Below are 26,716 nucleotides of genomic sequence, written 5' to 3' on the forward strand. Positions count from 1 at the left end.
GCAAGTTGACAGAGCCCGGCCTTGAGCCGGGCTTTTGTTTTTCTGCCGATTGCGGAGAAGGCTTGCTCCCTTCCGTCATTGCAATGACGGTCGCACCAATCATACCGTCCCCATTGCCCCAAAGTGCCGCTCGAGCACTTGCTCCGGTGTCTCGCTCACCTCGATCCTCTCGCCATCGCCGCCGACAAAGGCGAGCACGGTGCGCTCGCCGTCGCGCCACATCGAGCCGACCAGCGCGATGTTGATGTGAATGGCCTGCCCCGTCTCAAACCGCGTGCATTCGATCCAGAAGCGCATGATGTCTCCTTCGGTTGTCGGTGTTTGAGAGTGGGGCAGGCCGCTCGCTTAGGCCAGCTCGCGGAGTTCGCGGGCCGCCGCAACCATGTTGGCGAGGGCCGGGCGGACCTCCTCCCATTTGCGGGTCTTCAATCCGCAATCCGGATTGATCCAGAGCTGGGCATCGGAGAGCCGCAGCCGCGCGAGCTTCATCAGCTCCGTCATCTCTGCGACCTCGGGCACCCGCGGCGAGTGGATGTCATAGACGCCCGGGCCAATCTCGTTCGGATAGCGGTAGGTTTGGAAGGCGTCGAGCAGCTCCATCTTCGAGCGCGAGGTCTCGATCGAGATCACGTCGGCGTCCATCGCGCCGATCGCGTCGATGATGTCGTTGAACTCGGAGTAGCACATGTGGGTGTGGATCTGGGTCTCGTCGCGCACGCCCGAGGAGCAGATACGGAAGCAGTCGACCGCCCAGTCGAGATAGGTCTTCCACTCCGCACGGCGCAGCGGCAGGCCCTCACGCAAGGCAGCCTCGTCGATCTGGATCATGCCGGCGCCTGCCGCCTCGAGGTCGCCGACCTCGTCGCGGATCGAAAGCGCGATCTGCCGGCAGGCTTGGCTGCGCGGAATGTCGTCGCGGACGAACGACCAGTTCAGGATGGTGACGGGACCGGTCAGCATCGCCTTCATCGGCTTTGATGTCAGCGACTGCGCGTATTGCCACCACTCCACTGTCATCGGCCGCGGCCGTGAGACGTCGCCGAACAGGATCGGCGGCCGCACGTAGCGCGAGCCGTAGGACTGCACCCAGGCGTTCTCGGTGAAGGCGAAGCCGGACAATTGCTCGCCAAAATACTGCACCATGTCGTTGCGCTCGAACTCGCCATGCACGAGGACATCGAGCCCGATGGTCTCCTGCCAGCGTACCGCGCGCTTGGTCTGGTTCTGCAGGAAGATCTTGTAGCCGGCATCGCTTAAGGCCCCCTTGGCATGCGCGGCGCGGGCTTTGCGGATTTCCGGCGTCTGCGGGAACGAGCCGATGGTCGTGGTCGGGAACGCCGGCAGGTTGAAGCGCGCACGCTGCACCTCGGCGCGCTCCTCGAACGGGCTGGCCCGGCGGCGCATCGCATCGTCGATGCCGGCGAGACGTTGCGTGACGCCCGCGTTATGGATCTTTGGCGAGATTTTTCGCGAGGCTGCCGCGGCATTGGACGCCTGGAGGAGGGCAGCGACGGCGCCGCGATCGCCGGCGAGCGCAGTGCCGAGCGCAGCCAGTTCCTCGATCTTCTGAACGGAGAAGGCGAGCCAGCTCTTCACATCGGCATCGAGCTGCGTCTCCAGCGCAAGATCGATCGGGACATGCAGCAGCGAGCAGGAGGGGGCGATCTGAACGCGATCCTTGCCGAGCTTCGCGATGACCGGTTCGAGCGTGTCGAGGGCGCGACTCAGATCGGCGCGCCAGATGTTGCGGCCGTCGATCACGCCGAGCGAGATCACACGATCGCGGGGCAGGGATGCGAGATCCCTGATCTGCTCGGGCGCGCGGACGAGGTCGAGATGCAGGCCGGCCACCGGCAACGCGAAGGCGGTGTCGCGGTTGGCGCCGAGACCACCGAAGTAGGTGGCCAGCATGATCTTGATGTCAGGCACCGCCCTGGCGATGTCGGCATAAGTCCGGCGCAACGCGTTCCGCGCGGCTTCGTCGAGATCGAGCACCAAACAAGGCTCGTCGATCTGCACCCATTCCGCGCCGCGTGCGGCGAGCTCGCGCAGCACCTCAATATAAACCGGCAGCAGCCGATCCAGCAGCGACAGCGGATCGAAGCCGGCGTCCTTGCTCTTGGCGAGTTTGAGGAAAGTGACCGGGCCGACCAGTACCGGGCGGGTCTGATAGCCGAGCGCCTTGGCCTCCTCATACTCCTCGATCGGCTTGCGCGAGGCGAGGGTGAAGCGCTGATCCCTGGTCAGTTCGGGCACCATGTAGTGGTAGTTGGTGTCGAACCATTTGGTCATTTCCTGCGCGGGCACGCCGTGGCCGTGGTGGACGTGGTTACAGGCTTGGTCATGCGCATGGCCTTCGGCGCCGCGCGCCATCGCGAAATAGGTCGAGAGCGGCACGGTGCCGCCGGTCCAGCCGTAGATTGCGGGAATCGCGCCGACCATCACTGAGGTGTCGAGCACCTGATCGTAGAACGAGAAATCGTTCGACGGGATCACCGTGACACCGAGCTTGTTCTGCCGCGCCCAGTTGGCCGCGCGCAGGCCGATGCCGGTATCGATCAGCGCTTGTTCGTTGGTCGCGCCGGACCAGAAACTTTCCAGCGCGAGCTTGAGTTCACGACGCGGACCGATCCGCGGCGTGCCGAGAGTCGCGACTGCGAGTGAAGAGAGAGTCGTGGAAGACGTTGTAGTGGAAGACATGGCTTAACCCCAAAAGTTTGGGGGCAAAGGCCGTAGTGACACGTCTGGATTCCGGGCGTGGATGCGCGCGGAATCGCAACCGCACCACCGGGACACCCCGCCCGAGGACGTGTATGTTGTCGAGGCAGGTCTCCTGGCTCGCGGGTCCTAGCTGCCGTCCGGCCTTCCCGAAGCTTGCGCCTCAGTGGCTTTGATTGGACGGCAACTCGCCGCTTACAGTTGCGGGGGCAGCTCCGGCATTGCACCGGCTTCCCTCTTAGCTTCGGAACAAAGCGCTGTCCGAAGAACCACGACGCGATCACTTACCGGCAACATCGCGCGCGCGTCAACACACGGCGACTTGACGGGACTTGTCCGCGATTCCCACAAGGTGCGAAAATTTTTCGACCGCCCGTGCAGTCCCGGTTGACACCTTCAGCCAAATCACACCAGATGTAGGCGTCACGGTCTGCCTCATCTCAAGATTTGGTGGCTAAGAGGGAAGTCGGTGAATCGCGTCTTTTGCCGCGAGATTCCGGCGCTGCCCCCGCAACTGTAAGCAGTGAGTTGCTCCCGCGCGTTCACGTCACTGATGCGACTTCGCATTGGGAAGACGAGGGAGCAACTGTGACCTGCGAGCCAGGAGACCTGCCGCGACACCGAAAAACTTACGTCCACGGGCGGGGTGTCCCGGCGGTCGCTTGCACTCTCATGCCTGCGCGTTGCCGCGGGCAGATCGCAGCGTCCCCTGACATCCAGCCCCAACAAACATCACGGGGTCTGCACGATGTCTCTCTCTCTCGATCGCGAAACCAAGCCTGCGCCGCTGATCCAGCTGCGTGTCGAATCTCTTGCCGCGCCGGAGGCGCAGCCGCCGATGCAGGTGATCCGCCGCAACGGCACGGTGTCGAAATTCGACGCGGGCAAGATCTCGATCGCGATGACCAAGGCGTTCCTGGCGGTCGAGGGGCACACGGCGGCGGCGTCGCGCCGCGTGCACGAGATCGTCGAGCAATTGACGGCTGAGGTCGTTACCGCGCTGTCGCGCCGCATGAGCGAGGGCCGTACCTTCCATATCGAGGACGTGCAGGACCAGGTCGAGCTCGCGCTGATGCGCAGCGAGCACCACAAGGTCGCGCGCGCCTATGTGCTGTATCGCGAGGAACGCACCCGCCAGCGCGCCGAGGAGGAAGCCGCCAAGGCCGTGAAGCCTTCAGCCGTGCCCGCGATCCACGTGACGCTGCCTGATGGCGCCAAGGTGCCGCTCGACACCAAGCGGCTGGCCCTGATCGTCAACGAGGCCTGCGCCGGGCTCGACGGCGTCGACGCCGCGCCTGTCATCGCGGAGACCCAGCGCAACGTCTATGACGGCATCAGCCAGGACGAGCTGGCGCTGGCCTCGGTGATGGCGGCGCGCACGCTGGTCGAGCAGGAGCCGAACTACGCCTATGTCAGCGCGCGCCTGCTGCTCGACAAGTTGCGTACCGAGGTGCTGTCCTATGTGCTGGATACGCCGACCAACGCCTCGCAGGCGGACATGGCCGTGCGCTACGGCGAGTATTTCCCGGCCTATATCAAGACCGGCATCAAGGCCGAGCTGCTCGATGCCGAGCTCGGCCGCTTTGACCTCACGCGGCTTGCCGCGGCGCTGAAGCCGGAGCGCGATTTGTCGTTCCAGTTCCTCGGGCTGCAGACGCTGTACGATCGCTATTTCCTGCATGTCCATGGCGATCGTATCGAGCTGCCGCAGGCCTTCTTCATGCGCGTCGCGATGGGGCTTTCGCTGCGCGAGATCGACCGCGAGGCGCGCGCGATCGAGTTCTACGATCTGCTGTCCTCGTTCGACTTCATGGCCTCGACGCCGACGCTGTTCAATTCCGGCACGCTGCGTCCGCAGCTGTCGTCGTGTTTCCTGACCACTGTCGCCGACGATCTCGACGGGATCTTCAAGTCGATCAAGGACAATGCGCTGCTGGCAAAATATTCCGGCGGTCTCGGCAATGACTGGACCCGCGTCCGCGGTCTCGGCGCCCACATCAAGGGCACCAATGGCGAGAGCCAGGGCGTGGTGCCGTTCCTGAAAGTCGCCAACGACACCGCGATCGCGGTCAACCAAGGTGGCAAGCGCAAGGGCGCGGTCTGTGCGTATCTGGAGACCTGGCATGTCGACATCGAGGAATTCCTCGACCTGCGCAAGAACACTGGCGACGACCGCCGTCGCACCCATGACATGAACACCGCGAACTGGGTGCCCGATTTGTTCATGCAGCGCGTCGAGGCCGACGGCGACTGGACGCTGTTCTCGCCGGACGAGACGCCCGATCTGCACGATCTCTACGGCAAATCCTTTGCCGAACGCTATGTGCAGTACGAGGCCAAGGCCGCGCGCGGCGAGATGCGGGTGTTGAAGCAGATCCGCGCCGTCGACCTCTGGCGCAAGATGCTGACCATGCTGTTCGAGACCGGGCATCCCTGGATCACCTTCAAGGATCCCTGCAATCTGCGCTCGCCGCAGCGTCATGCCGGCGTGATCCACTCCTCGAACCTCTGCACCGAGATCACGCTGAACACGTCCGACGACGAGACCGCGGTCTGCAATCTCGGCTCGATCAACCTGCTCAATCACGTGCACGATGGCGGGCTCGACGAGATCCGCCTGAAGAAGACTGTCGGGACGGCGATGCGGATGCTCGACAATGTCATCGACATCAATTTCTACACCATTCCCGAAGCGCGTCGCTCCAACCTGCGGCACCGTCCGGTCGGTCTCGGCCTGATGGGGTTCCAGGATGCGCTGCAGGCGCTGCGGATCGCGGTCGCATCCGATGCGGCGGTCGCTTTCGCCGACACCAGCATGGAGGCGATCTCCTACTACGCGATCTCGGCCTCGGTCGATCTCGCGGCAGAGCGCGGGCGCTATCCGTCGTTCGAGGGATCGCTGTGGAGCCAGGGCATCCTGCCGATCGATTCGATCGACTTCGTTGCCGACGCCCGCGGCGGCGTTGCGATGGATCGCTCGAGTACCCGCGACTGGGCGAGCCTGCGCGGCCGCGTCACCACAGTCGGCATGCGCAATTCCAACGTCATGGCGATCGCGCCGACGGCGACGATCTCCAACATCTGCGGCGTCGCGCAGTCGATCGAGCCCGCCTATCAGAACCTCTACGTCAAATCCAACATGTCCGGCGACTTCACCGTCGTGAACGAGTTCCTGGTGCGCGACCTTAAACGCCGCGGGCTGTGGGACGAGGTGATGGTCAACGACCTCAAATATTTCGACGGCAGCATCGGCGCCATCGACCGCATCCCCGACGATCTCAAGGCACTCTATGCCACCGCGTTCGAGATCGACAGCTCCTGGCTGGTCGAGGCGGCCGCGCGGCGGCAGAAGTGGATCGACCAGGCGCAGTCGCTCAACCTCTACATCGCCAATCCCTCCGGCAAGAAGCTCGATGCGCTCTACCGGCTGGCGTGGTCGCGCGGGTTGAAGACGACCTACTATCTGCGTTCGCGCAGCGCCACCCATGTCGAGAAATCGACGCTGAAGGGCACCGACGGCAAGCTCAATGCCGTGTCCTCGGTGACGCTGATGTCGCCGGCGCCGGATCTGGCCGGCGTCATGGCCTGCTCGATCGACAATCCCGACTGCGAAGCCTGCCAATAAGCAGCAACAAGAAAAGGAATCAACAACATGCTCGACTGGTCAGACACTGCCGCCGCGCGGCAGGCACCTTCCTTCGTGCCGCAGTCGCTTGCACCGACCGAGGCCACCGGCCTCGGCACCATCGACCGCCGCGGCGGCCGGGTCTCGGTCGACGAGAAGCGGATGATCAACTGCCGCGCCGACGTCAATCAGCTGCTGCCGCTGAAATACAAATGGGCCTGGGAGAAATATCTCGCCGGCTGCAACAATCACTGGATGCCGACTGAGGTCTCGATGCAGGCCGACATCGCGCTTTGGAAGTCGCGCGATGGCCTCACCGAGGACGAGCGCCGCGCCATCAAGCGCAATCTCGGTTTCTTCGCGGCGTCCGAGAGCCTGGTCGCCAACAACATCGTGCTGGCGATCTATCGCCATCTCACCAATCCCGAATGCCGGCAGTATCTGCTGCGCCAGGCGTTCGAGGAGGCCGTGCACACCCACACCTTCCAGTACATCGTCGAAAGCCTCGGGCTGGACGAGGGCGAGCTGTTCAACATGTACCGCGAGGTGCCCTCGATCACCGACAAGGCGGCGTGGGCGCTCAAGCATACCCAGCATCTCGACGATCCCGATTTCAAGACGGGGACGCCGGAGGCTGACCAGGCGTTCCTGCGCGATCTCGTCGCGTTCTATGTGATCTTCGAGGGCATGTGGTTCTACACGGGCTTTGCGCAGATCCTCTCGCTCGGCCGACGCAACAAGATGGTCGGGATCGCCGAGCAGTATCAGTACATCCTGCGCGACGAATCGATCCACCTGAACTTCGGCATCGACGTGATCAACCAGATCAAGATCGAGAACCCGCATTTGTGGACGAGAGCGTTCCAGGACGAGGTGCGTGCAATGGTCCGCGACGCCGCTGAGCTCGAAGCCGCCTATGGCCGGGACACCATGCCGCGCGGCTTCCTCGGGCTGAATGCGGCGCTGTGCGAAAGCTACATGCACTTTATCGCCAATCGCCGCTGCGCCCAGCTCGGCCTGGCGCCGGTGTTCGCCGAGACGGAGAACCCGTTTCCCTGGATGTCGGAGGCGATGGACCTGAAGAAGGAGAAGAACTTCTTCGAGACAAGGGTGATCGAGTATCAGAACGGCGGCGCGTTGAACTGGGAGTAGCGCACACACGCTCATCCGCCGCCCTGCGGCGGATGAGCCAAATCGGGTGTCACGGCCCAAAAGCTTAAGAAATCTTCAATGCAGTCCGCCTATTGCTGTTGATGCGTGCGCCTCCACGGCGCCCGGTCAGGATCCTGCATGGCCACTTCCGTTCCGATCACCGCACCGCCGCCGCGCGCCATTCCCGAGGCGCTGCAGAAGGTCTGCTTTGCGCTGTGCATGATCAACATCGTGTTCTTCCCGATCGCATACCATTCGCACTGGTGGATCTACGACGTGAACGGGCAGGGCATCCCGACCGACTTCGTCAACGTCTGGGCGGCCGGAAAGCTGGTGCTCGATGGCGTGCCGGCGCAGGCCTATGACTGGGACATCCAGAAGAAGATCGAGGTCGCGCTGCTCGGGCAGGATTTCGTCGGCTATTTCGCCTGGCACTATCCGCCGCCGTTCCTGTTCGTCGCGTCGTGGCTGGCGAAATTTCCCTATGCCGCCTCCTTCATCGGCTGGATGGCGATCAGCATCATTCCCTACATCGCGGTGATGCGCTTAATCGTCGGCCGCAACTTCGGTTTCCTGCTCGCGATCGCGGTGCCGACGGTGTTCAGCAACATCTTCGTCGGGCAGAACGGCTTTCTCACCGCCGCGCTGATCGGCGCCACGCTGTATCTCATTCCGGTGCGTCCGGTGCTCGCCGGCATCTGCCTCGGCCTGCTCAGCTACAAGCCGCAATATGGCCTGCTGTTTCCGATTGCGTTGATCGCCGCCGCGCAATGGCGCGTGTTCATCAGCGCGGCCGCGACCGGTTTGGCGCTCGCCTTCGTCTCATGGCTCGCCTTCGGCACCGAGAGCTGGCAGGCCTTCTTCCACTGGCTGCCGACCTTCTCGCAGGCCTTTCTCACCGAAGGCAAGGCGCCGTGGTGGAAGATGCAGAGCATCTTCGCGCTGGTGCGTTACTTTGGCGGCAGCGAGCCGATGGGCTGGGCATTCCAGTGGGTGCTCACTGCATCCGTTGCCGTGACGCTGGTGCTGATGTGGCGCAGCCGCGTGCCCTACACGCTGAAGGCCGCCGCGCTTGCCGTCGGCACGCTGCTGACGACGCCCTATCTCTTCACCTATGACATGATGGTGCTGGCGATCCCGGTCGCTTTCCTCGTTCGCATCGGATTGCAGAGCGGCTTCCGCGCCTACGAGTTGCCGGCGCTGCTGGCTGCTGCGCTCTGCATCGTCACCTTCATCCTGACGGGCACGCCGCTCGGCTTCGCCGCCACGCTGATCGTCGCGAGCCTGGTGCTGCGTCGGGCCGGGCCCTGGTGGCGCCGCGAATCGGTGCCGGCGCTGGCCCCGGCGGCCGGCTGAGCCGGCGTAAATTGTCCCAGTACCGTCGCGAAACCGTCTTGTCAGGCGGTCTGAATAGTTGTTCACTTCTTCATGCGATTGGGGGATCAGTCGCACAAAACATTGAAGACGTGAGCGTTCTGCCGGTGGGCGCCGGTCGGCCGCCCGCGGGGGGACGGACAACGCCATGGTATACCGGCGAACCCATCAGGTGGTGAAGCGACTGGCCGCGCGGCGCAGCGCAATCTTGTCGGCGGCGCGTGATGCTGCAGCCGACGGCGGTATGGCCGCGGTGCAGATCGCTCCGGTTGCGATCCGCGCCAATGTCGCAGCGGGCACGGTCTATCGCTACTTTCCATCAAAGGCGGAATTGATCTCGGAGTTGATCTCCGAAGTCTCGCGCGATGAGCTCGCCGCGATCCGCCGTGCCGCGGATGCCGCGCCCGGGCCGTCATCGGCACTCGCTGCCGCCGTCACCACCATCGCCGTGCATGTGCTATCCCAGCGCAAGCTCGCCTGGGGCATTCTGGCCGAGCCGGTCGATGTCGACGTCACGGCATCCAGGCTCGCCAGCCGCCGCGAGATTTCCGGCGAGCTCGCGACCCGCATCGATGCGGCCGTCCGTGCCGGCCATCTGCCGGCGCAGGATACGGCGCTTGCCGCCACCGCGCTGCTCGGCGCGCTGCACGAGGCGCTGGTCGGTCCGCTGGCGCCCGACAATCTCGACGACACCGTCAAGCTGCGCGACGCCGTGCAGACCGTGACGCTGCTGGCGCTGCGCGCCGTCGGCGTGATGGACGCCCGCGCCCGCGGCCTCGTGGTGCAGGCGACGACGCCGGCCAAGGCGCTGGTCGGGGCTTGAACGGGTAAGCGAACATTTTCCGTCGCATTGGCGTTGTAGCACTGGGCTGGTCTGAACCAACTCAGGGAGCAACGCATGACGACGACCCATGGCTCGGCCAAATGGCAGGGCGGCATCAAGGACGGCAAGGGCGCGATCTCGACCAAGAGCGGCGCGCTGAGCGACTATCCCTATGGCTTCGCCAGCCGGTTCGAAGGCAAGCCGGGCTTCAATCCCGAAGAGCTGATCGGCGCCGCGCACGCCGCCTGTTTCACCATGGCGCTGTCGCTGATCCTCGGCGAAGCCAAGCTCACCGCCGAGCATATGGAGACCAAGGCCGACGTCACGCTGGAGAAGGTCGGCGACGGCTTCGCCATCACCGCGGTGCATCTGGCGCTGAACGCGAAGATTCCGGGGGCGGATAACGCCAGGTTTCAGGAACTGGCCGGCAAGGCCAAGGCCGGCTGTCCGGTGTCGAAGCTGCTCAACACCGAGATCACGCTCGACGCGACGCTGCAGGGCTGACGATCAGTCCCTACGTTCCGGGTCATGCCTTCGCGTGACCCGGATGGGATCACATCATCTCGGCGTCGCCATTCGGTCCGACCGAGGCGATGCGTAGCATGTTGGTGGTGCCGGGCGCGCGCAGCGGTACGCCGGCGACGATGATGACGCGCTGGCCGGCCTTGGCGAAGCCGTCCCGGAAGGCGATCGAGCCGGCGCGGCTGACCATATCGTCCAGATCCTGTGCATCCTCGGCGACGACGCAATGCACGCCCCACACGGCCGCAAGCTTGCGGCCGGTCGCCATGTTGGGTGTGATCGCAACGACAGGCACTTTCGGCCGTTCGCGGGCCACACGGATCGCGGTCGAGCCCGACGAGGTCCAGCAGATGATCGCCGACAAATCGAGCGTTTCGGCGATCTGCCGCGCCGCGTCGGCGATGGCGTCGCCGACGGTCGGCTCGGGCTCGGCGCGCTGCGCGTTGATCACGCCGCGATAGGTCGGATCGCGCTCGACCTCTTCGCCGATGCGGTTCATGGTCGAGACCGCCTCGACCGGATATTTGCCGGCCGCCGATTCCGCCGACAGCATGATGGCGTCGGCGCCTTCATAGACGGCGGTGGCGACGTCGGAGACCTCGGCGCGGGTCGGCACCGGCGCCTGGATCATCGATTCCAGCATCTGGGTTGCGACCACCACCGGCTTGCCGGCGCGGCGCGCCATGCGGGTCATCTGCTTCTGCAGGCTCGGCACCCGCTCCAGCGGCAGCTCGACGCCGAGGTCGCCGCGCGCCACCATCAGCGCGTCGGAGGCATCGATAATGTCGGCGAGACGGTCGATCGCCTGCGGCTTCTCGATCTTGGCCATCACGGCGGCGCGGCCGCGGATCAGCTTCTTGGCCTCGATCACGTCTTCGGCCCGCTGCACAAAGGACAGCGCGACCCAGTCGATGCCGGTCGGCAGCGCGGCTTCGAGATCGGCGCGGTCCTTTGGCGTCATCGCCGAGACCGGCAGATCGGTGTCGGGCAGGCTGACGCCCTTGCGGTCCGACATCTTGCCGCCAATCACGACCCGCGTCACCGCACGCTCGGGCGAGGTTTCCTCCGCGATCAGCCGCACCTTGCCGTCGTCGAGCAGCAGCGCATGTCCGGGCCTGAGCGCTGCGAGGATCTCCGGATGCGGAAGATGCACGCGGCTGTTGTCGCCCGGCGTCTTGTCGGAATCGAGCGTAAAGCTCTGGCCATTGTGGAGCTGGGTCGAGCCACCCTCGAACGCGCCGAGGCGCAGCTTCGGGCCCTGCAGATCGACCAGGATGCCGATCGGGCGGCCGTAGCTGCTTTCGACATTGCGGATGGTCTTGACCAGCTCCCGCATCTTGTCATGCGGGGTGTGGCTCATGTTGATGCGGAACACGTCGGCCCCCGCCTCGAACAGCTTGCGGATCATCGCGCTGTCTGACGAGACCGGTCCGAGGGTGGCGAGGATCTTGATACGACGCAGGCGTCTCATTGCTTGTTTCCGGGTGCGGCTGGTGGAAGACCAGACGCGCCCGGTGGCGCTGCGCCCGGCGGATTCGGGAGGCCGGGCATCGTCCCGGGGCTTCCCGGGCCGACGCCGCCCGGCATTCCCGGTAGCTTCTGTGGCGGCTGTTCGTTGGCTTCGGTCAGTTGTACCGTCCATGCACGTTGCTCGCCCGTATCGACCTCGAAGAAGCCGGTGCGGTCGAAGCCGCGCGCCAGGCAATTCTCGGTACCCTTGATGGTGAATTCCTTGTCGCGCGAGCACATGAACGCCTGGCCGGACCATTCGCCGCCGCGGTCATAATCGAGCGCGTAGATGTAATAGAAGCGCGCGACGAGGTTGCCGCGCAGCAGGGTCTCACAAGTTCGCGAGGACACGTTCCACCAGCCCTCGGTGGTCCAGCCTTCGGCATCCTTGTAGCCGAGCGCGATCCCGACCCGGCTCGACGTATTGTTGCAGAGCCGGAAATCGGCGGCCGCAGGGTTCGACCACAGGCCCATCACGACCAGCGCCAGCAGCGGAATCGCTCCACGCAGCAGGCGGGTTAGTCGGGATGTCGAGGAGGGAGAATCTGTTGCGGTCATGCGGCGAGGCTATATCAATTCGCTGATGATTTCGCTCGCTCCGGGGAACCTGTCAACGCCCGGGCGGCGCGTTTCCCACCTCGTGGGAAGCCGATATCGGGCCTGTTTGCGCCGCGATATGGCAAAATCTGTGACAAATCCCACCTGATATCCATATGGTGCGGAACGAGATTGGGATGATGGCGATGAGCATTGACGACAAAACCAGAACGGAACTCGAAGCGGCGGTTTTCCGGCGCCTGGTCGACCATCTGCGTGGCCGGACCGATGTGCAGAATATCGAGCTGATGAATCTCGCCGGCTTCTGCCGCAATTGCCTGTCGAACTGGATGAAGGAGGAGGCTGACGCCAAGGGCGTTGCGATCAGCAAGGACGAGAGCCGCGAGGCCGTCTACGGCATGCCCTATGAGGAGTGGAAGACGAAGTACCAGGGCGCGGCGACGCCGGAGCAGCTTGCCCAGATGAAGAAAGTCCATCCCGGTCACTGAGTTTACCCGTGGAAATACGCAGCTTTCCGCGCGAGTCCGCATCTCCTGTGGGCGCGCTGTGGATGAGCGCGATGTTTCCTTGACGGAAGCCGCCCCAAAATCGAGGGTCCTCCGCAACAAGCGGTGCGCAGAACGCGCATTCGCCTGACCTTTCAATGCCAGTTCAGGAGTAAGGGATGGCCACCTCTGCCGCCGTCAAGGAAGACGAACCCGCAACGCGCTTCGCCAAGGACCAGCTCCGCTCGATCATCGAGCGCATCGAGCGGCTGGAAGAAGAAAAGAAGACGATTTCCGACGACATCCGTGACGTCTATGCGGAGAGCAAGGGCAACGGCTTCGACGTCAAGGCGCTGCGCGCCATCATCCGCCTGCGCAAGCAGGATCCGGACGAGCGGGTCGAGCAGGAAACCATCCTGGAAACCTATATGCAGGCGCTCGGGATGATTTGAGCCGTTGGCCTTGCCGGCCCGGCGAGGCATGGTTCAAGGCTTAACTCTCAAGGCTTAGTTCTCAAGCTTCAATTCTCAAGCCTCAGTTCTCCTTGGGCCAAATCCCGGGATTTGCTAGACTGTCCGGCAAGAGAACCGGGCAGATCGCAGATGGACGTGCCAGGACCAGAGCGGCGGCTCGCTGCGGTCCTCGCCGCTGACATGGTCGGCTACAGTCGACTGATGGAGGCTGACGAGACCGGTACGCTCGCGCGCCTGAAAACCCACCGGATCGAATTGATCGATCCCGCCATCACCAAGAATCGCGGCCGCATCATCAAGACGACCGGCGACGGCCTGCTGGTCGAATTCCACAGCGTCGTCGACGCGGTGCTGTGCGCGGCGGAGGTGCAGCGGCGGATGGCGAAACGCAATGCCGACGTCGCGCCGGCGCGGTGGATGCAGTTTCGGATCGGCATCAATCTTGGCGATGTGATCGTCGACGGCGCCGATATCTTCGGCGACGGCGTCAACGTCGCCTCGCGCCTCGAAGTGCTGGCTGAGCCCGGCGGCATCTGTATCTCGGGCGCCGTCCGCGATCAGGTCGGCGATCGCCTGGAGGATCTGAGCTTCGAGGATCTCGGCGATCAGAGCGTCAAGAACATCGCCCGGCCGATCCGGGTGTTTCGCGTCCATCTGCAAACCGATTCGAGTGCCGCTCCCGAGCGTTCGGCGCGTGCGGCGGGAGGGCCTTCGGTTGCGAAAAAACCCTCGATTGCCGTGCTGCCGCTCGCCAACATGAGCGGCGATCCGGAGCAGGAATTCTTCGCCGACGGCCTCACCGAAGACATCATCACCGAGCTGTCGCGCTTCCACGATCTCCTGGTGATCTCGCGCAATTCGACCTTCGTGTACAAGGGCAAGGCCGTGAAGGTGCAGGACGTCGCGAAGGAGTTCGCCGTCGACTATGTGCTGGAAGGCAGTGTGCGCAAGGCGGGTGATCGGATCCGCGTGACCGTGCAGCTGATTGACGCCGAGGCCGACCGGCACGTCTGGGCCGAGCGCTATGACCGCGAGCTTGCCGACATCTTCGCGATCCAGGACGAGATGACGCGCGCGATCGTGTCGACCTTGCCGGGCCGGCTCGAGGCGGCGGCCCATGACCGCGTCAAGCGCAAGCCGACCGACAACATGGCGGCCTACGAATGCGTGCTGGCCGCCAAGGTTCTGCACCATCGCTCGGCGCGCGACGACAATGCGCAGGCGCAGCGTCTGCTCGAGCGGGCCATCGTGCTCGACCCGAATTATGCCCATGCTCACGCCTGGCGCGCCTGCGTGCTCGGGCAGACCTGGGTCTACAACTGGTGCGAGGATCGCGACGCGACCTTCACGCAGGTCGCTTCCGAGCTCGAGATCGCGCTCAGGCTCGACGACAACGACAGCGACGTGCACCGCATTCTCGCCGCGCTCAACCTCAATCGCGACGATCACGACAAGGCGGCGCATCACCAGGAACGCGCGCTGGCGCTCAACCCCAATTACGACCTCGTGGTCGTGCAGCAGGGCGAATTGCTGACCTGGCTCGGGCGGCCGGAAGAGGGCATCGACTGGATCAAGCGGGCGATGCGGCTCAACCCGTTCCATCCGGAACGGTTCTGGAGCCATCTCGGCCGGGCCTGCTACTGCGCGGAGAAATACGCCGATGCCGCCGAGGCGTTCTCGCGCATCACGCGGCCCGACCACACCCATCACGCCTTCCTGGCGGCGACCCTGGCGCAGATGGGAAATGGAGTGGCAGCCGCTGCGCACGCCGCCGAGGTGCTGAAGCGCGAGCCGGGATTCACTGTCGCGAGCCATCTCACGACGCAGCATTACAAGCGCGAGGCGGACCGCGCCCGTTACGAGACGGGTCTGCTCAAGGCCGGGCTGCCGGCCTGACAGACACGGCCGCGGTCAAAATCGAACTTTCAGGACGGGCTCAGCGCAGCGAGGCGGTGCGCATCACGAACGACTGGGTGGCCAGCGTCGCGGTGGCGGAGCCGGAGAAGCGGTCGCAGGTCATGCCCATCATCGGATCATCCGAGAAGGTCATGGCGATCGTCGCCTGCGGCTTGATGAAGTGGGTGCGCATCAGGCTCATATTGTTGTCGCCGAGCATCGTGGTCAGCATGCCCGTGCTCGCGCTCGGCGCCAGCATCACGACGCGCATCCAGATGTCGTTGCCCTTGGCGGCGGCGATCCGGGCCGAGGCCGTGACGATGCCCGCGCCCTGGGCGCCCTTTGGAATCACCGTGTTGATCTCAGTCGGGGCGATTGCGGCGTTGCGGGCCGGGCGGCCGTTGCGCGGCATCGGCAGCGAGGCGGCGACGATGTTGCTGCGATCGGTCGGCGAGGCCGCAGCCGGCGCATAGGCCAGCGCCTTGTTGACGCTCTCGGAGACGCTGGCGGTCGACTGCGGATCGCTCGCGCTGCCGACGGCTTCGCGGGCCCTGAGCGCGGCGAGCTGCGCCGGCGAGGCCTGCTTCGGCGTCGCCTGGTCATCGCCCCAGAAGCCGCGGGCATTGATGATGTCGGCCGGCGATTGCGGCTTCGGCTCGCCCTTGTCGGCGGACGCGGTCTCGGTTGCGGGCTTGGCCTTCGGCGCCGGAACGATCTGCGCGTCAGCCGCGGCGAGCTGGATGGTCGCGGCGATCTGCGGTTTTGCGCGCGGCATCGGAATCGGATCGGCGGACTTGGTATCGGCGGACTTGTTATCAGCCGACTTGGCGGCCGCGACGACAACCGGTGCTGGCTTGTCGTTGGCAGCGGAGGCGCCTGCCTCCTCGTCGTCCTCGCTCGACTTGCCGCCCTTGAACAGCCTGGCGAACAGGCTCGGCTTGCTGATGGTGGCGGCATTGTCGCCATTGCCGCGGCGCTCGATGTCGGCCCGGGCCAGCTCATAACCCTTCAGCGGCGTGCCGTCGGTCGGCAGATGCACGGTGCGGCCATCCGGGAACACCCGGACCAACTGCTCGCGGGTCATGCGCGGCCAGTGGCGGATGCTGCCGGTGTCGAGATGGACGAAGGGCGATCCCGAGGTCGGGTAGAAGCCGACGCCGCCGCGCTGCAGGCGCAGGCCGGCGGCACGGATCTGCTCCAGCGGCACGCCGGGAATGAAGAAGTCCATCGCATGCCCCAGCATGTGCTGGCTGTGGCGCGCCACGCCCGAGGAGCGGCGGCGGAGCATGGCGTTGGTGGCGGGGGAGCGGTAGGAGGAGATGATCTGGATCGGCTGCTTGCCGTCGACATCGCGATAGACTTCCCAGAGGATGTCGAACAGGTGACGGTCCATCACCGTCTCGTCCTGATTGCGCCAGTCGCGGAGGTAGTGATTGAGCTGCTTCAGCGCGGCCTCGTCGTAGCGACCATCGCGCTTGAAGGTGACGGTGAGGTCTTCGCCGGAATGGGTGTGGTGGAAGGAGAGGGTGCGGGTCTCGTTCAGCGCGGCGGCGTCGTGAACCGAGCCGGCGCCGGCCAGCAGCAACAGCGAAGCGAGACCGAATTGATATCCGGTCTTCGGCAACGACAGCGATTTGCAGCGGCGTGCGAGAACAGCCAGCACTCTGAGCCCACCCAGTCGACGAGCGTTCAGTTGGCTCCTTCGCAGACCCCCTGCGAAAGACGGTGAACGCTTTCTTAAAGCGGGAGGGTTAACCGAGGTTTACCGACCCGCCCCCAAGTTAGCCTTAACTAACCGGTCGAGTGTGGCGAAAAAGTGCTCGGTGCCGATATAGAGATGGATAATGGTTAACGTAAACGGTCCCGCCTTTGGGGGCGAGACCGTTGATTTCGCTTCAAAATTGACCGGAATCGGGCTCGGCTCGGCCTGATTAACGGGTGAACACCCGCCGCGGCTGCTGCGGCTGGCCCCGGCGTCCTACGGGTGCCGGCGGGGTCAACGACGGGCCGCCGAACAGGCGCTCGAAGAACGACGGGCCGGACGACGAGTAGCCTGAGTTGTCGCTGGCGAAGTTCACGCCGGCCGGAATGTTGGCGCCCGACGGCCGCGAGTAGCTCGGCTGCGAATGCGCGACCACCATCTCGAGGTCCTTGCCGCGGTTGTTCTTCATCAGCGACAGCATGGTGGCGTCGCGGCCGTAGATGTCCTTGCGGAATTGCAGCTTGCCGGCATCGTCCACGAACGCGGTCTGGTAGGTGATGTTGACCGGGATCGGTGTCGGGAATTTCAGGTCGACCTCACCCGAGCCGTACATGCTGCGAATGCGCTCGGGCGTGTAGCGGCTGCCGTCGGGCATCGTGATGTTGAGCAGCACGGAGGCGTACTGATCCGGATACTGCACGCGCATGCAGCCGTGGCTGTAGGCGCGCTCTTCCTTGGCGAACAGGTTCTTGTCCGGCGTGTCGTGCTGATAGACCAGAAACTTGTTCGGGAAGTTGAAGCGGATGCGGCCCAGCGCATTGGCCTCACCCGGCGGCTGCGAGATGTGCACCGAACCGTCGCGGTTGCGCTCCAGCCGCAGGCCCATGCGCTGCAGCACCGTCGGGTCCTGCTGCAGGGCCGGCAGATACTCATTGTAGACGATCGAGGGCGGCACGTTCCAGGTCGGGTTGACCGTGATGTACTTCATCGTCTCGGTCAGCAGCGGGGTTGCGTGCTGGCCCGGCTTGCCGGTCACGACGCGCGTGGTCCAGGCCTGCGCGCCGTTGTGCATCACCTTCAGCGTGTAGTCCGGGATGTTCAGGATGACATAGGCGTTGCCAAGGTTGGACGCGCCGAGCTGGCGCGGCAGCCAGCGCCAGCGCTCCATGTTGACCAGCACGGTATCGATCTGCTTGTCGCGCTTCGGGCTGTTCAGCGCCTTGACCGTCTTGTCGTCGAGGACGCCGGTCGGCTTCAGATCGGCGCTGTTCTGGAATTTCTCGACCGCCGTGGCGACGGCGGCATCGTACTTGGTGCTCTGCGGATCCTCGGTGATGCCGAGCTTGGCGCGCAGGTCAGGCACGCGCGGGTCGTCCATCTCGACCGCGGCCTGCTTCTTGCGAGCCGGGACGTATTTCAGCGCCGGACCGTCGGCGATCTGCACCACCGGGCCTTCGCCCTGACCGCGCAGCTCGGCGAGCTTCTTCTTCAGTTCCTTGTAGAGCTTGTGCGGCGGGTTGTAGCCGTCGAGCGCGGCGGAGGCGTCCTTCGCCGAGGTCACGTTGGCCAGCACTTCCGCCGGATCGGTCGGATGCTCGGGATAGAGGATGTCGGCGGACACCTGCGACCAGTGCATGCGGCCGCTCTGCGCCTGGCGCGCATAGTCGAGCATGCTGGCGGTGAGCTTCAGCTCGGCATCGGCCATCGCATCGGGCGAGCTGGCGGCCGCGAAATCCGGCACCGGATAGTCGGACGGATTGAGGCCGTCCGAGCCGGCGTCCTTCAGCCGCGCGATCACGCCCTTGCCGGTCTCGGTGAGCTTGCCGGCTTGCGTGAACACCGGCGCGTAGTCGCGCGCGGAATAGAACTTCTCGACGGCCGCGCGCTCGGTCTTGCGATCGAAGGTGCGCAGCGTCTTGCTGGCGAGCAGCTCGCGCAGCTTGTCGGCGACCGGCTGGTCCTCGGCGGGTACGTTGCTCGCGGCCTTCACCGGCTCCTTGGCGGGTTCGGCGGCGGGAGCCGCAGCCGTTGCGGGGGCAGGTGCTGCGGCGGGGGCCGTTGCGGTGGCCGGAGCGGGAGCAGCAGCCGGTGCGACGGCGGTGTCGGACTTCGGCGCTTCCGCGGGCTTGCCGTCGGTGGCGGGCGTGGTTGCGACGTCGGCCGGCTTGGGCTCAGCTGCCTTCGGCTCCGGTGCTTTCGCAGCCGTCGCCGCCTCGGCCGGCTTGCTGTCGGAAACTGTCGCCGTCGTATCGGCCTTGAAATCGCCGGCGGTCGGCGGCGGCACGTTGGCGGGCTCGGGGCGGGGGATCGCTGCGTCGATTGCAAGTTCCGCGGCGCTGGCGCGAGGCGTGCTCTGCGCGAAGGCTGAGGTCGCGGACACCGTGAGGAAGGTCGCCGCGACGGCCATCAGTACGCGGTCAAATCCCCGACGGTTGTTCGAACAGTCACGCATTATCTCACCCCCTGGGCGACACTGCCCCGGCACGGGAACAGTTCAAATCAGTGATTGGTTTCTCAAGCTCGCGCGAAAACGTTGGACTCACCGAGAACGTAGGTCTCACTTTGTCAAATTTCAGAACGCCTGCACGCAACGAACGCAGACGATACATGGGCCCCTTTCATGCAGCCAGCGCCATGCGGGGCAACTCACGACAAACTGACCTCAAACAGGCCGGATTTATTCCGACTTGTGCGGTTTTGCCACGCAGCCCGACATTTGTCTGTCACCGCCAAGCCACGGTTCGAAAGGTTCCGCCGGGCGTGGCCTCGGGGCCACCATGCCGTTGGCGTCACACGACTAGTTCGTCTCGCCACCACGTTCATCGGCCGCAGCTTCGTCGAGCTTGCGGTACAGGGTCGAGCGGCCGATCTTCAACCGACGCGCGACTTCCGACATCTGTCCGCGGTAGTGCGAGATCGCAAAGCGGATGATCTCGTTCTCGAGCTCCTCCAGCGGCCGTACTTCTCCGGATACGTTCAGCATTGCGAGGTTGCCTGCGGTGGGCATGGGAGCAAGAGGTATTTCGTTACCGGAGTTCATCGCCGGCGCGGTCGAGGGCGACACCACCAGCGGCTCGCCATGCAGGGCCTTGCCTTCGGAGGCCACATGGAAGCTCGCCTGCGGGAAATCGCCGAGCGCGAGCTGGTCGCCTTCGCTCAGCACCACCGCGCGATACACCGTGTTTTCGAGCTGGCGGATGTTGCCGGGCCAGTCGAGCTGCGCGAGATGCGCCATCGCCTCGCCGCTGATGCCGGTGATGTTGCGATTCTCCTCCGCACAAAAACGCGCGAGGAAATGCCGCAGCAGATGCGGGATGTCCTCGCGGCGCTGGCGCAGCGGCGGGATCGTCACCGGCAGCACGTGCAGGCGGTAGAACAGATCCTCGCGGAATTGGCCGCCCTTCACGAGGTCGAGCAGTTTGCGATTGGTCGCCGAGATGATGCGGACGTCGACCTTCACCGGCTTGCGGCCACCGACGGCTTCGACGGTGCCTTCCTGCAGTGCGCGCAGCAGCTTCACCTGCGCGGTGAGCGGCAATTCGCCGACCTCGTCGAGGAACAGCGTGCCGCCATGGGCTTCGAGGAATTTGCCCTGGTGCTTCTCGGTGGCGCCGGTGAAGGCGCCCTTCTCATGGCCGAACAGGATCGATTCCACGAGATTGTCCGGGATCGCGCCGCAGTTCACCGCGACGAACGGCTTCGATTTGCGCTCGCTGCTGCCGTGGATGGCGCGGGCGAACAGCTCCTTGCCGACGCCGGATTCGCCTTCGATCAGCACCGGAATGGCGGAGGAGGCCGCCTTCTGCGCGGTGCGCAGCACGCCGGTCATGGTCTCGCTGCGGGTGATGATGTCGGAGAAGGTCAGCCGGCCCTCGCGGCTGTGGCGGATGCGCTGCAATTCGCCCTTCAGCGCCGAGGCGTTGAGCGCGTTGCGGAGCGAGACCTGCAGCCGCTCGAAGCTGGCCGGCTTGACCACGAAATCCTGCGCGCCGGCGCGCATCGCCGACACCACGTTGTCGATGCCGCCATGCGCGGTCTGCACGATGACGGGGACGTTCAAACCAGATTCACGAAGCTTTGCGAGGACTCCGAGACCGTCGAGGCCGGGCATCACGAGGTCGAGCACGACAGCGTCGATGGTATGGGCTTCGGAGGCAGTCAATGCCGCGATCGCGGCGTCGCCGCTATCGACGACGAGGGCCTCATAGCCGCACTTCTGCACCATGTTTTCAACCAAACGGCGCTGTACGGCGTCGTCATCGGCGATCAAAATGGTGGCAGCCATGGTTTTCCCCGCACGTTACGATTATCTGTCTCGAATCGGGGCAATGTCGCCGATGCCGATTAACGCACTCTTAAACGTTGCCATCCCGCCGTCTTTCCGCTGCCGCCGTGCTTCCGAACGAAGTCTCTCCGACTGAACCTTCTCTCCGGCTGAACCCAAGGTTACGAACAAGATGACCTCGCGCTCCAAAACCGCTCTCCGCAAAACGGCCGCCCTTCGCAAGACGACCGCACAACGCAAATCAACGGCGACCCGGCCTACAGCGAAATCGAAAGCCGCGAGCAAGTCCGGCAAACTGCCGGAATGGAATCTCGCGGATCTCTATTCCGGGATCGACGCGCCAGAAGTCGCGCGTGATTTGCAGAAGATGGATGCAGATTGCGTCGCGTTTGAGACCGACTACAAGGGCAAGCTCGCCGATTACGTGGCTCGCAACGACGGTGGCAAATGGCTCGCCGAAGCGGTGCGGCGCTATGAGGCGATCGACGATCTTGCAGGCCGCTTAGGCTCTTACGCGGGTCTCGTGCATGCCGGCGACAGCGTCGACCCCGCTATTTCAAAGTTTTATGGCGACGTCTCGGAGCGGCTCACGGCGGCGTCGGTGCATTTGCTGTTCTTCCAGCTCGAGCTCAATCGCGTTGACGATGATGTGATCGAGCGCGCGATGCAGGCGGCCGAGCTCGGCCACTACCGTCCCTGGATCGAGGATCTGCGCAAGGACAAGCCGTACCAGCTCGAGGATCGCGTCGAGCAGCTGTTCCACGAAAAGGCGCAGAGCGGCTATGCCGCGTGGAATCGCATGTTCGACCAGACCATCTCGGGCCTGCGCTTCAAGGTCGGCGGAAAGGAGCTTGCGATCGAGCCGACGCTCAACCTGTTGCAGGACAAGGCCGGCGACAAGCGCAAGGCCGCGGCGCAGGCGCTGGCAAAAACCTTCAAGGGCAATGAGCGCACCTTTGCGCTGGTCACCAACACGCTCGCCAAGGACAAGGAGATCTCCGACCGCTGGCGCGGTTTCCAGGATGTCGCCGACTCCCGCCATCTCAACAACCGCGTCGAGCGCGAGGTGGTCGATGCGCTGGTTGCTTCGGTGCGCGCCGCCTATCCGAAACTCTCGCACCGCTATTACGCGCTGAAGGCGGGCTGGTTCAAAAAGAGGAAGCTGGCGCATTGGGACCGCAACGCGCCGCTGCCGTTCGCGGCCACCGGCACCATCGACTGGCCCGAGGCGCGCAACATGGTGCTGTCGGCCTATCGCGGCTTCTCGCCGCGCATGGCCGAGATCGCCGAGCGCTTCTTCACCGATCGATGGATCGACGCGCCGGTGCGTCCCGGCAAGGCGCCGGGTGCGTTCTCGCATCCGACCACACCGTCGGCACATCCCTATGTGCTGATGAACTACCAGGGCAAGCCGCGCGACGTGATGACGCTCGCGCACGAGCTCGGTCATGGCGTGCACCAGGTGCTGGCGGCGAAGAACGGCGCGCTGATGGCGCCGACGCCGCTGACGCTGGCCGAGACTGCCAGCGTGTTCGGCGAGATGCTGACCTTCAAACGGCTGCTGTCCCAGACCAAACATGCGAAACAGCGCCAGGCGCTGCTCGCGGGCAAGGTCGAGGACATGATCAACACCGTGGTGCGGCAGATCGCGTTCTATTCCTTCGAGCGCGCGGTCCATACCGAGCGCCGGAACGGCGAGCTCACCGCGCAGCGCCTCGGCGAGATCTGGCTCAGCGTGCAGGGCGAGAGCCTTGGGCCGGCGATCGAGATCAAGCCGGGCTACGAGACGTTCTGGATGTACATCCCGCACTTCATCCATTCGCCGTTCTACGTCTACGCCTATGCATTCGGCGATTGCCTGGTGAACTCGCTCTATGCGGTCTACGAGCACGCCACCGAAGGCTTTGCCGAGCGCTATCTCGACATGCTCGCGGCCGGCGGCACCAAGCATTATTCCGAGCTGCTCCGGCCGTTCGGGCTCGATGCGAAGGATCCGAAGTTCTGGGACGGTGGTCTGTCCGTCATATCAGGCATGATCGACGAGCTCGAGACGATGGGCTGATCAGCCCATCGCCTCGTTGCATCAGACGCGCTGGTCCGCGCTGCGGCCGAGGCTGCCGGGCCCGGCTGCCGCTGCGTTGACGTCGACGAAGCCGAGCATCGCGCCGAGCCGGTCGCTGGCCGGCTGGTCGAAGCCCGCCGCGCCTTCGAAGGTCGCGGGATTGCGGAAGGTGCCGAACAGGATGTCCCAGATCGGGAGGTCGCCGTAATTATAGGCGTGCACGTCGCGCTGGTGATGGATGCAGTGCGCCTCCGGCCGCTGGATCAGATAGCCGAGCCATTGCGGCGTGCGGATATTCATGTGCTGGAAGTAGCCGTAGAACGCGGCGATGTAGCCGGTCAGCGCGGCGGCCACCGGATCGAGCCCGAGCACCAGCGTGGTGGTCACAGTCGCGATGGCGAAGAACGCGAACGTCTCCAGCGGATGAAACAGGGCGGCGCCTGACATGTCGACGCGCTGCGGGCTGTGATGGATCTGGTGGAAGAGGCGCCACATCAGCGGGAAGGTGTGGGCGCTGCGGTGCCAGGCATAACTGACCAGCGAGACTACGGCATAGCCGAGCGCGGCGCCGCCGATCACGCCGAGGCTTTCCAGATTCATCAGCCGGTGCTGCGCCAGCCACGGCTCCGGGATCAGCAGCGGCGTCAGCGCCGCCATCAGGCCCTGCACGATCAGGAACAGCAGGCCCTTCAGCCGCCAATAGGAAATCACGGGAAACTGCCGCGCCGGAAACAGCGTCTCGATGCCGAGCATCACGAGATAGGTGACGGGGACGAGCAGGCCAAACACATCGACTGCAGACATCAGTGCCTCCAACCTTACAGTGTAAGTCTGATTTCACGTTATAGCCTTCCAGTGTAAGGTTGCAAGCGAATCCTTATCGGGCGAGGGTGCTCAATTGGCCAAATCGAAAGCGGCGCCGCGCCGCACGGCCGGCGGCTCACGAAAAAAGACCCAGACGCGGCCGGCCGCGGGGCTGTCGCGGGAGCGGATCGCAGCGGCCGCGATGGCGCTGGTCGACCGTGAGGGGCTGGATGCGCTGAGCACGCGCCGGCTCGGCAGCGAGCTCGGCTGCGAGGCGATGAGCATCTACCACCACTTCCCCGGTAAGGCGCATCTGATGGACGCGCTGGTCGATCTGATGCTGGCGGAAGCCCGGGTGACGATGGCGGACGGATGGGATTGGCTGCAGCGCTTGCGCCACGCCGCCCACGGCTATCGCAACATGGCGCTGAAGCACCCGAAATTCTTTCCCTATTTCGCGATCCACCGTCTCAACACGCCGTCCGGCGTTGCCTTCATCAACGGCATCATCGGCATCTTGCGCGAGGCAGGCTTCTCCGACCGCGATGCGGCGACCTATTTTCGCGAGCTCGGCTACTATCTCACCGGCGCGGCGCTGGACGAGACGGCGGGTTACGCCAAGGGGCCGTCAGCCGCGGAACCCGTGTCCGGCGAAACCATCGCCGCGGATTTCAAGCATCTGGCGGCCGCCGCGCCCTATTTCCAGCCGCAGCATTTCCAGGCGACGTTCGAGACCGGGCTCGAGATCCTGCTGGAAGGGATTGCCCGCGCGCACCCGACGCGGTGTGGAGCATAAAACATCTGTCGACCGATGCGGTCAGGCCGCTACCATTCGGAGCTCATTGGCATTTTGACAATTGGCATTCCGAATGACCCCATAGGGAGGGTGCCGTTGCCCTGCCTGCTTGTTTGCGGTATGCGACGCCTAGGAAGCGAACTTTCTGACTGGGGACATCAATGGCAAATCACGGCGAAGTGGCCTACACGACCGCGGACGGCAACGACTATCCGGCCCATGAGCAGACCTATGAAGGGTTTCTCATGCTGGTCAAATGGGGCACCATCTCCGTCATCGTCATCCTCGTCCTGATGGCGTTCTTCCTGCTCTGATCCCCATAGATCCGGCCCTGGTACCGCCGTCCCGCGGCGGTGCGGGATGCCGTACTGAGCCTGGTTGCAAAAACCGGGTATCCAATCTGGCGAAAATAACGCTAGTTTTCGATTGCGTGCGCTGCTTGCGCCGCCGGAGGGCCCATGAAGATTGCCGTTGCCAAGGAAATCGATCCGTCCGAGCCGCGCGTTGCGGTCTCGCCCGACACCATCAAGAAGTTCAAGGCGCTCGGCGCCGAGGTGGCGATTGAGCCCGGCGCCGGCGTCAAGTCGGGCCTGCCCGATTCGGAGTTCACCGCGGTGGGCGCCACCGTCAGCGCCGACGCGCTTGCCGATGCCGACATCATCATCAAGGTGAAGCGCCCCGAGGCGTCCGAGCTTTCCAAGTACAAGCGCGGTACCCTCGTCATCGCGATCATGGATCCCTACGGCAACGAGGCCGCACTGAAGACCATCGCGGACGCGGGCGTCGCGGCCTTCGCGATGGAGTTGATGCCGCGCATCACCCGCGCGCAGGTGATGGACGTGCTGTCCTCGCAGGCCAACCTCGCCGGCTACCGCGCCGTGATCGAGGGTGCCGAAGCCTTCGGCCGCGCCTTCCCGATGATGATGACCGCAGCCGGCACCGTCCCGGCCGCCAAGGTGTTCGTGATGGGTGTCGGCGTCGCCGGCCTGCAGGCGATCGCCACCGCACGCCGTCTCGGCGCCGTCGTCACCGCGACCGACGTGCGCCCCGCCACCAAGGAGCAGGTCGAATCGCTCGGCGCCAAATTCCTCGCCGTCGAGGATGAGGAGTTCAAGAACGCGCAGACCGCCGGCGGCTACGCCAAGGAGATGTCCAAGGAGTACCAGGCCAAGCAGGCCGCGCTGACCGCCGAGCACATCAAGAAGCAGGACATCGTGATCACGACCGCGCTGATCCCGGGCCGTCCGGCGCCGAAGCTCGTCAGCGCTGACATGGTCAAGTCGATGAAGCCGGGTTCGGTGCTGGTCGACCTCGCCGTCGAGCGCGGCGGCAATGTCGAGGGTGCCAGGGCCGGCGAGGTCGTCGACGCCGACGGCATCAAGATCGTCGGCTACACCAATGTCGCCGGCCGCGTCGCGGCCTCCGCCTCGGCGCTCTACGCGCGCAATCTGTTCTCCTTCATCGAGACCATGGTCGACAAGAAGGAGAAGAAGCTCGCGGTGAACTGGGACGACGAGCTGGTGAAGGCCACCGCACTGACCAAGGACGGCGCCGTCGTCCATCCGAACTTCCAGCCGAAATAAGGAGAGAAGCCATGGAGCATCTCGCGCAGGCCGTCGATCCCTTCGTGTTCCGGCTGTCGATTTTCGTCCTCGCCGTGTTCGTCGGCTATTTCGTGGTGTGGTCGGTGACCCCCGCGCTGCATACGCCGCTGATGTCGGTGACCAACGCGATTTCCTCGGTGATCGTGGTCGGCGCGCTGCTGGCCGGCGGCGTCGCCAACGTTTCGAGCGGCTCGGGCTGGGCGCGCGGCTTCGGCTTCATCGCGCTGATCTTCGCCTGCGTGAACATCTTCGGCGGCTTCCTTGTCACCCAGCGCATGCTGGCGATGTACAAGAAGAAGGCAAAGTGAACGGCAACCACCTCGGGGTG

Annotated in this window: 21 protein-coding genes and 2 riboswitches; of the genes, 13 read left to right on the forward strand and 8 right to left on the reverse strand. The window is 64.7% G+C overall.

Annotation, left to right across the window (positions count from 1 at the left end):
• Positions 1 to 99: 99 nt before the first annotated feature.
• Together JQ604_RS27865 and metE are read right to left on the reverse strand one after the other, a co-directional pair.
• The gene (locus JQ604_RS27865; RefSeq protein WP_212363877.1) at positions 100 to 297 is read right to left on the reverse strand and encodes a hypothetical protein; all 198 of its coding nucleotides are present in this window, start codon (positions 295 to 297) and stop codon (positions 100 to 102) included.
• 48 nt (positions 298 to 345) lie between these two features.
• Complete coding sequence (metE, locus tag JQ604_RS27870; protein WP_212363878.1) at positions 346 to 2,700, reverse strand: 5-methyltetrahydropteroyltriglutamate--homocysteine S-methyltransferase; 2,355 nt, start codon at positions 2,698 to 2,700, stop codon at positions 346 to 348.
• Between the two features lie 106 nt (positions 2,701 to 2,806).
• Positions 2,807 to 3,007, reverse strand: a riboswitch (cobalamin riboswitch).
• Between the two features lie 120 nt (positions 3,008 to 3,127).
• Positions 3,128 to 3,349, forward strand: a riboswitch (cobalamin riboswitch).
• 117 nt (positions 3,350 to 3,466) lie between these two features.
• Between metE and JQ604_RS27875 the strand changes: the two genes are divergently transcribed.
• The 5 genes from JQ604_RS27875 to JQ604_RS27895 all read left to right on the forward strand — a co-directional run bounded on the left by JQ604_RS27875 (position 3,467) and on the right by JQ604_RS27895 (position 10,196).
• Positions 3,467 to 6,343, forward strand: a complete 2,877-nt coding sequence (locus JQ604_RS27875) for a ribonucleoside-diphosphate reductase subunit alpha (protein ID WP_212363879.1) — start codon at positions 3,467 to 3,469, stop codon at positions 6,341 to 6,343.
• A 27-nt stretch (positions 6,344 to 6,370) separates the two neighbouring features.
• Positions 6,371 to 7,495, forward strand: a complete 1,125-nt coding sequence (locus tag JQ604_RS27880) for a ribonucleotide-diphosphate reductase subunit beta (protein ID WP_212363880.1) — start codon at positions 6,371 to 6,373, stop codon at positions 7,493 to 7,495.
• A 138-nt stretch (positions 7,496 to 7,633) separates the two neighbouring features.
• Complete coding sequence (locus tag JQ604_RS27885; RefSeq protein WP_212363881.1) at positions 7,634 to 8,851, forward strand: glycosyltransferase family 87 protein; 1,218 nt, start codon at positions 7,634 to 7,636, stop codon at positions 8,849 to 8,851.
• Positions 8,852 to 9,017: 166 nt separating this feature from the next.
• Positions 9,018 to 9,692 (forward strand): TetR/AcrR family transcriptional regulator, encoded by a 675-nt coding sequence (locus tag JQ604_RS27890; RefSeq protein ID WP_212363882.1) that lies wholly within the window; start codon positions 9,018 to 9,020, stop codon positions 9,690 to 9,692.
• Positions 9,693 to 9,767: 75 nt separating this feature from the next.
• Positions 9,768 to 10,196, forward strand: coding sequence for an OsmC family protein (locus JQ604_RS27895; protein WP_212363883.1), 429 nt, complete (start codon positions 9,768 to 9,770; stop codon positions 10,194 to 10,196).
• Positions 10,197 to 10,245: 49 nt separating this feature from the next.
• Here JQ604_RS27895 and pyk read toward each other — a convergent pair whose 3' ends face one another.
• Positions 10,246 to 11,685, reverse strand: a complete 1,440-nt coding sequence (gene pyk, locus JQ604_RS27900; RefSeq protein ID WP_212363884.1) for a pyruvate kinase — start codon at positions 11,683 to 11,685, stop codon at positions 10,246 to 10,248.
• A complete protein-coding gene (locus tag JQ604_RS27905) occupies positions 11,682 to 12,281 on the reverse strand; it encodes a DUF1036 domain-containing protein (protein WP_212363885.1) in 600 nt (199 codons plus the stop codon). Before JQ604_RS27905 ends, pyk begins: the two co-directional genes overlap by 4 nt.
• Positions 12,282 to 12,466: 185 nt before the next feature.
• Here JQ604_RS27905 and JQ604_RS27910 point away from each other — a divergent pair, with 185 nt between their 5' ends.
• From JQ604_RS27910 to JQ604_RS27920, 3 genes are all read left to right on the forward strand, one after another.
• Entirely contained in the window at positions 12,467 to 12,769 is a 303-nt protein-coding gene (locus JQ604_RS27910) for a DUF1244 domain-containing protein (RefSeq protein WP_212363886.1), read from the forward strand.
• Positions 12,770 to 12,945: 176 nt separating this feature from the next.
• Positions 12,946 to 13,218 carry a DUF2312 domain-containing protein gene (locus JQ604_RS27915; RefSeq protein WP_212363887.1) on the forward strand — a complete coding sequence of 91 codons (273 nt, stop codon included), beginning with the start codon at positions 12,946 to 12,948 and terminating at the stop codon, positions 13,216 to 13,218.
• A gap of 150 nt (positions 13,219 to 13,368) precedes the next feature.
• Positions 13,369 to 15,135: an adenylate/guanylate cyclase domain-containing protein gene (locus tag JQ604_RS27920; RefSeq protein ID WP_212363888.1), complete on the forward strand. Its 1,767-nt coding sequence runs from the start codon at positions 13,369 to 13,371 to the stop codon at positions 15,133 to 15,135.
• 40 nt (positions 15,136 to 15,175) lie between these two features.
• Here the strand turns inward: JQ604_RS27920 and JQ604_RS27925 are convergent, their stop codons facing one another.
• The 3 genes from JQ604_RS27925 to JQ604_RS27935 form a co-directional block, all read right to left on the reverse strand.
• Positions 15,176 to 16,798, reverse strand: a complete 1,623-nt coding sequence (locus JQ604_RS27925; RefSeq protein WP_212363889.1) for a DUF882 domain-containing protein — start codon at positions 16,796 to 16,798, stop codon at positions 15,176 to 15,178.
• Positions 16,799 to 17,066: 268 nt separating this feature from the next.
• Positions 17,067 to 19,289 carry a L,D-transpeptidase family protein gene (locus tag JQ604_RS27930; protein ID WP_212363890.1) on the reverse strand — a complete coding sequence of 741 codons (2,223 nt, stop codon included), beginning with the start codon at positions 19,287 to 19,289 and terminating at the stop codon, positions 17,067 to 17,069.
• 345 nt (positions 19,290 to 19,634) lie between these two features.
• Positions 19,635 to 21,122, reverse strand: coding sequence for a sigma-54-dependent transcriptional regulator (locus JQ604_RS27935; protein WP_212363891.1), 1,488 nt, complete (start codon positions 21,120 to 21,122; stop codon positions 19,635 to 19,637).
• 172 nt (positions 21,123 to 21,294) lie between these two features.
• Between JQ604_RS27935 and JQ604_RS27940 the strand changes: the two genes are divergently transcribed.
• Positions 21,295 to 23,184, forward strand: coding sequence for a M3 family oligoendopeptidase (locus JQ604_RS27940; RefSeq protein WP_212363892.1), 1,890 nt, complete (start codon positions 21,295 to 21,297; stop codon positions 23,182 to 23,184).
• A 21-nt stretch (positions 23,185 to 23,205) separates the two neighbouring features.
• Here JQ604_RS27940 and JQ604_RS27945 read toward each other — a convergent pair whose 3' ends face one another.
• Positions 23,206 to 23,988 carry a sterol desaturase family protein gene (locus tag JQ604_RS27945; protein ID WP_212363893.1) on the reverse strand — a complete coding sequence of 261 codons (783 nt, stop codon included), beginning with the start codon at positions 23,986 to 23,988 and terminating at the stop codon, positions 23,206 to 23,208.
• 94 nt (positions 23,989 to 24,082) lie between these two features.
• Between JQ604_RS27945 and JQ604_RS27950 the strand changes: the two genes are divergently transcribed.
• The 4 genes from JQ604_RS27950 to JQ604_RS27965 all read left to right on the forward strand — a co-directional run bounded on the left by JQ604_RS27950 (position 24,083) and on the right by JQ604_RS27965 (position 26,696).
• Positions 24,083 to 24,784 (forward strand): TetR/AcrR family transcriptional regulator, encoded by a 702-nt coding sequence (locus JQ604_RS27950; RefSeq protein WP_212363894.1) that lies wholly within the window; start codon positions 24,083 to 24,085, stop codon positions 24,782 to 24,784.
• A gap of 161 nt (positions 24,785 to 24,945) precedes the next feature.
• Entirely contained in the window at positions 24,946 to 25,098 is a 153-nt protein-coding gene (locus JQ604_RS27955; protein ID WP_212363895.1) for an aa3-type cytochrome c oxidase subunit IV, read from the forward strand.
• A 144-nt stretch (positions 25,099 to 25,242) separates the two neighbouring features.
• Complete coding sequence (locus tag JQ604_RS27960) at positions 25,243 to 26,367, forward strand: Re/Si-specific NAD(P)(+) transhydrogenase subunit alpha (protein ID WP_212363896.1); 1,125 nt, start codon at positions 25,243 to 25,245, stop codon at positions 26,365 to 26,367.
• 11 nt (positions 26,368 to 26,378) lie between these two features.
• Positions 26,379 to 26,696 carry a proton-translocating transhydrogenase family protein gene (locus JQ604_RS27965; RefSeq protein ID WP_212363897.1) on the forward strand — a complete coding sequence of 106 codons (318 nt, stop codon included), beginning with the start codon at positions 26,379 to 26,381 and terminating at the stop codon, positions 26,694 to 26,696.
• Positions 26,697 to 26,716 lie beyond the last annotated feature (20 nt).

It is taken from the genome of Bradyrhizobium jicamae (assembly GCF_018130695.1).
In the GTDB taxonomy this organism is placed as follows: domain Bacteria; phylum Pseudomonadota; class Alphaproteobacteria; order Rhizobiales; family Xanthobacteraceae; genus Bradyrhizobium; species Bradyrhizobium jicamae_B.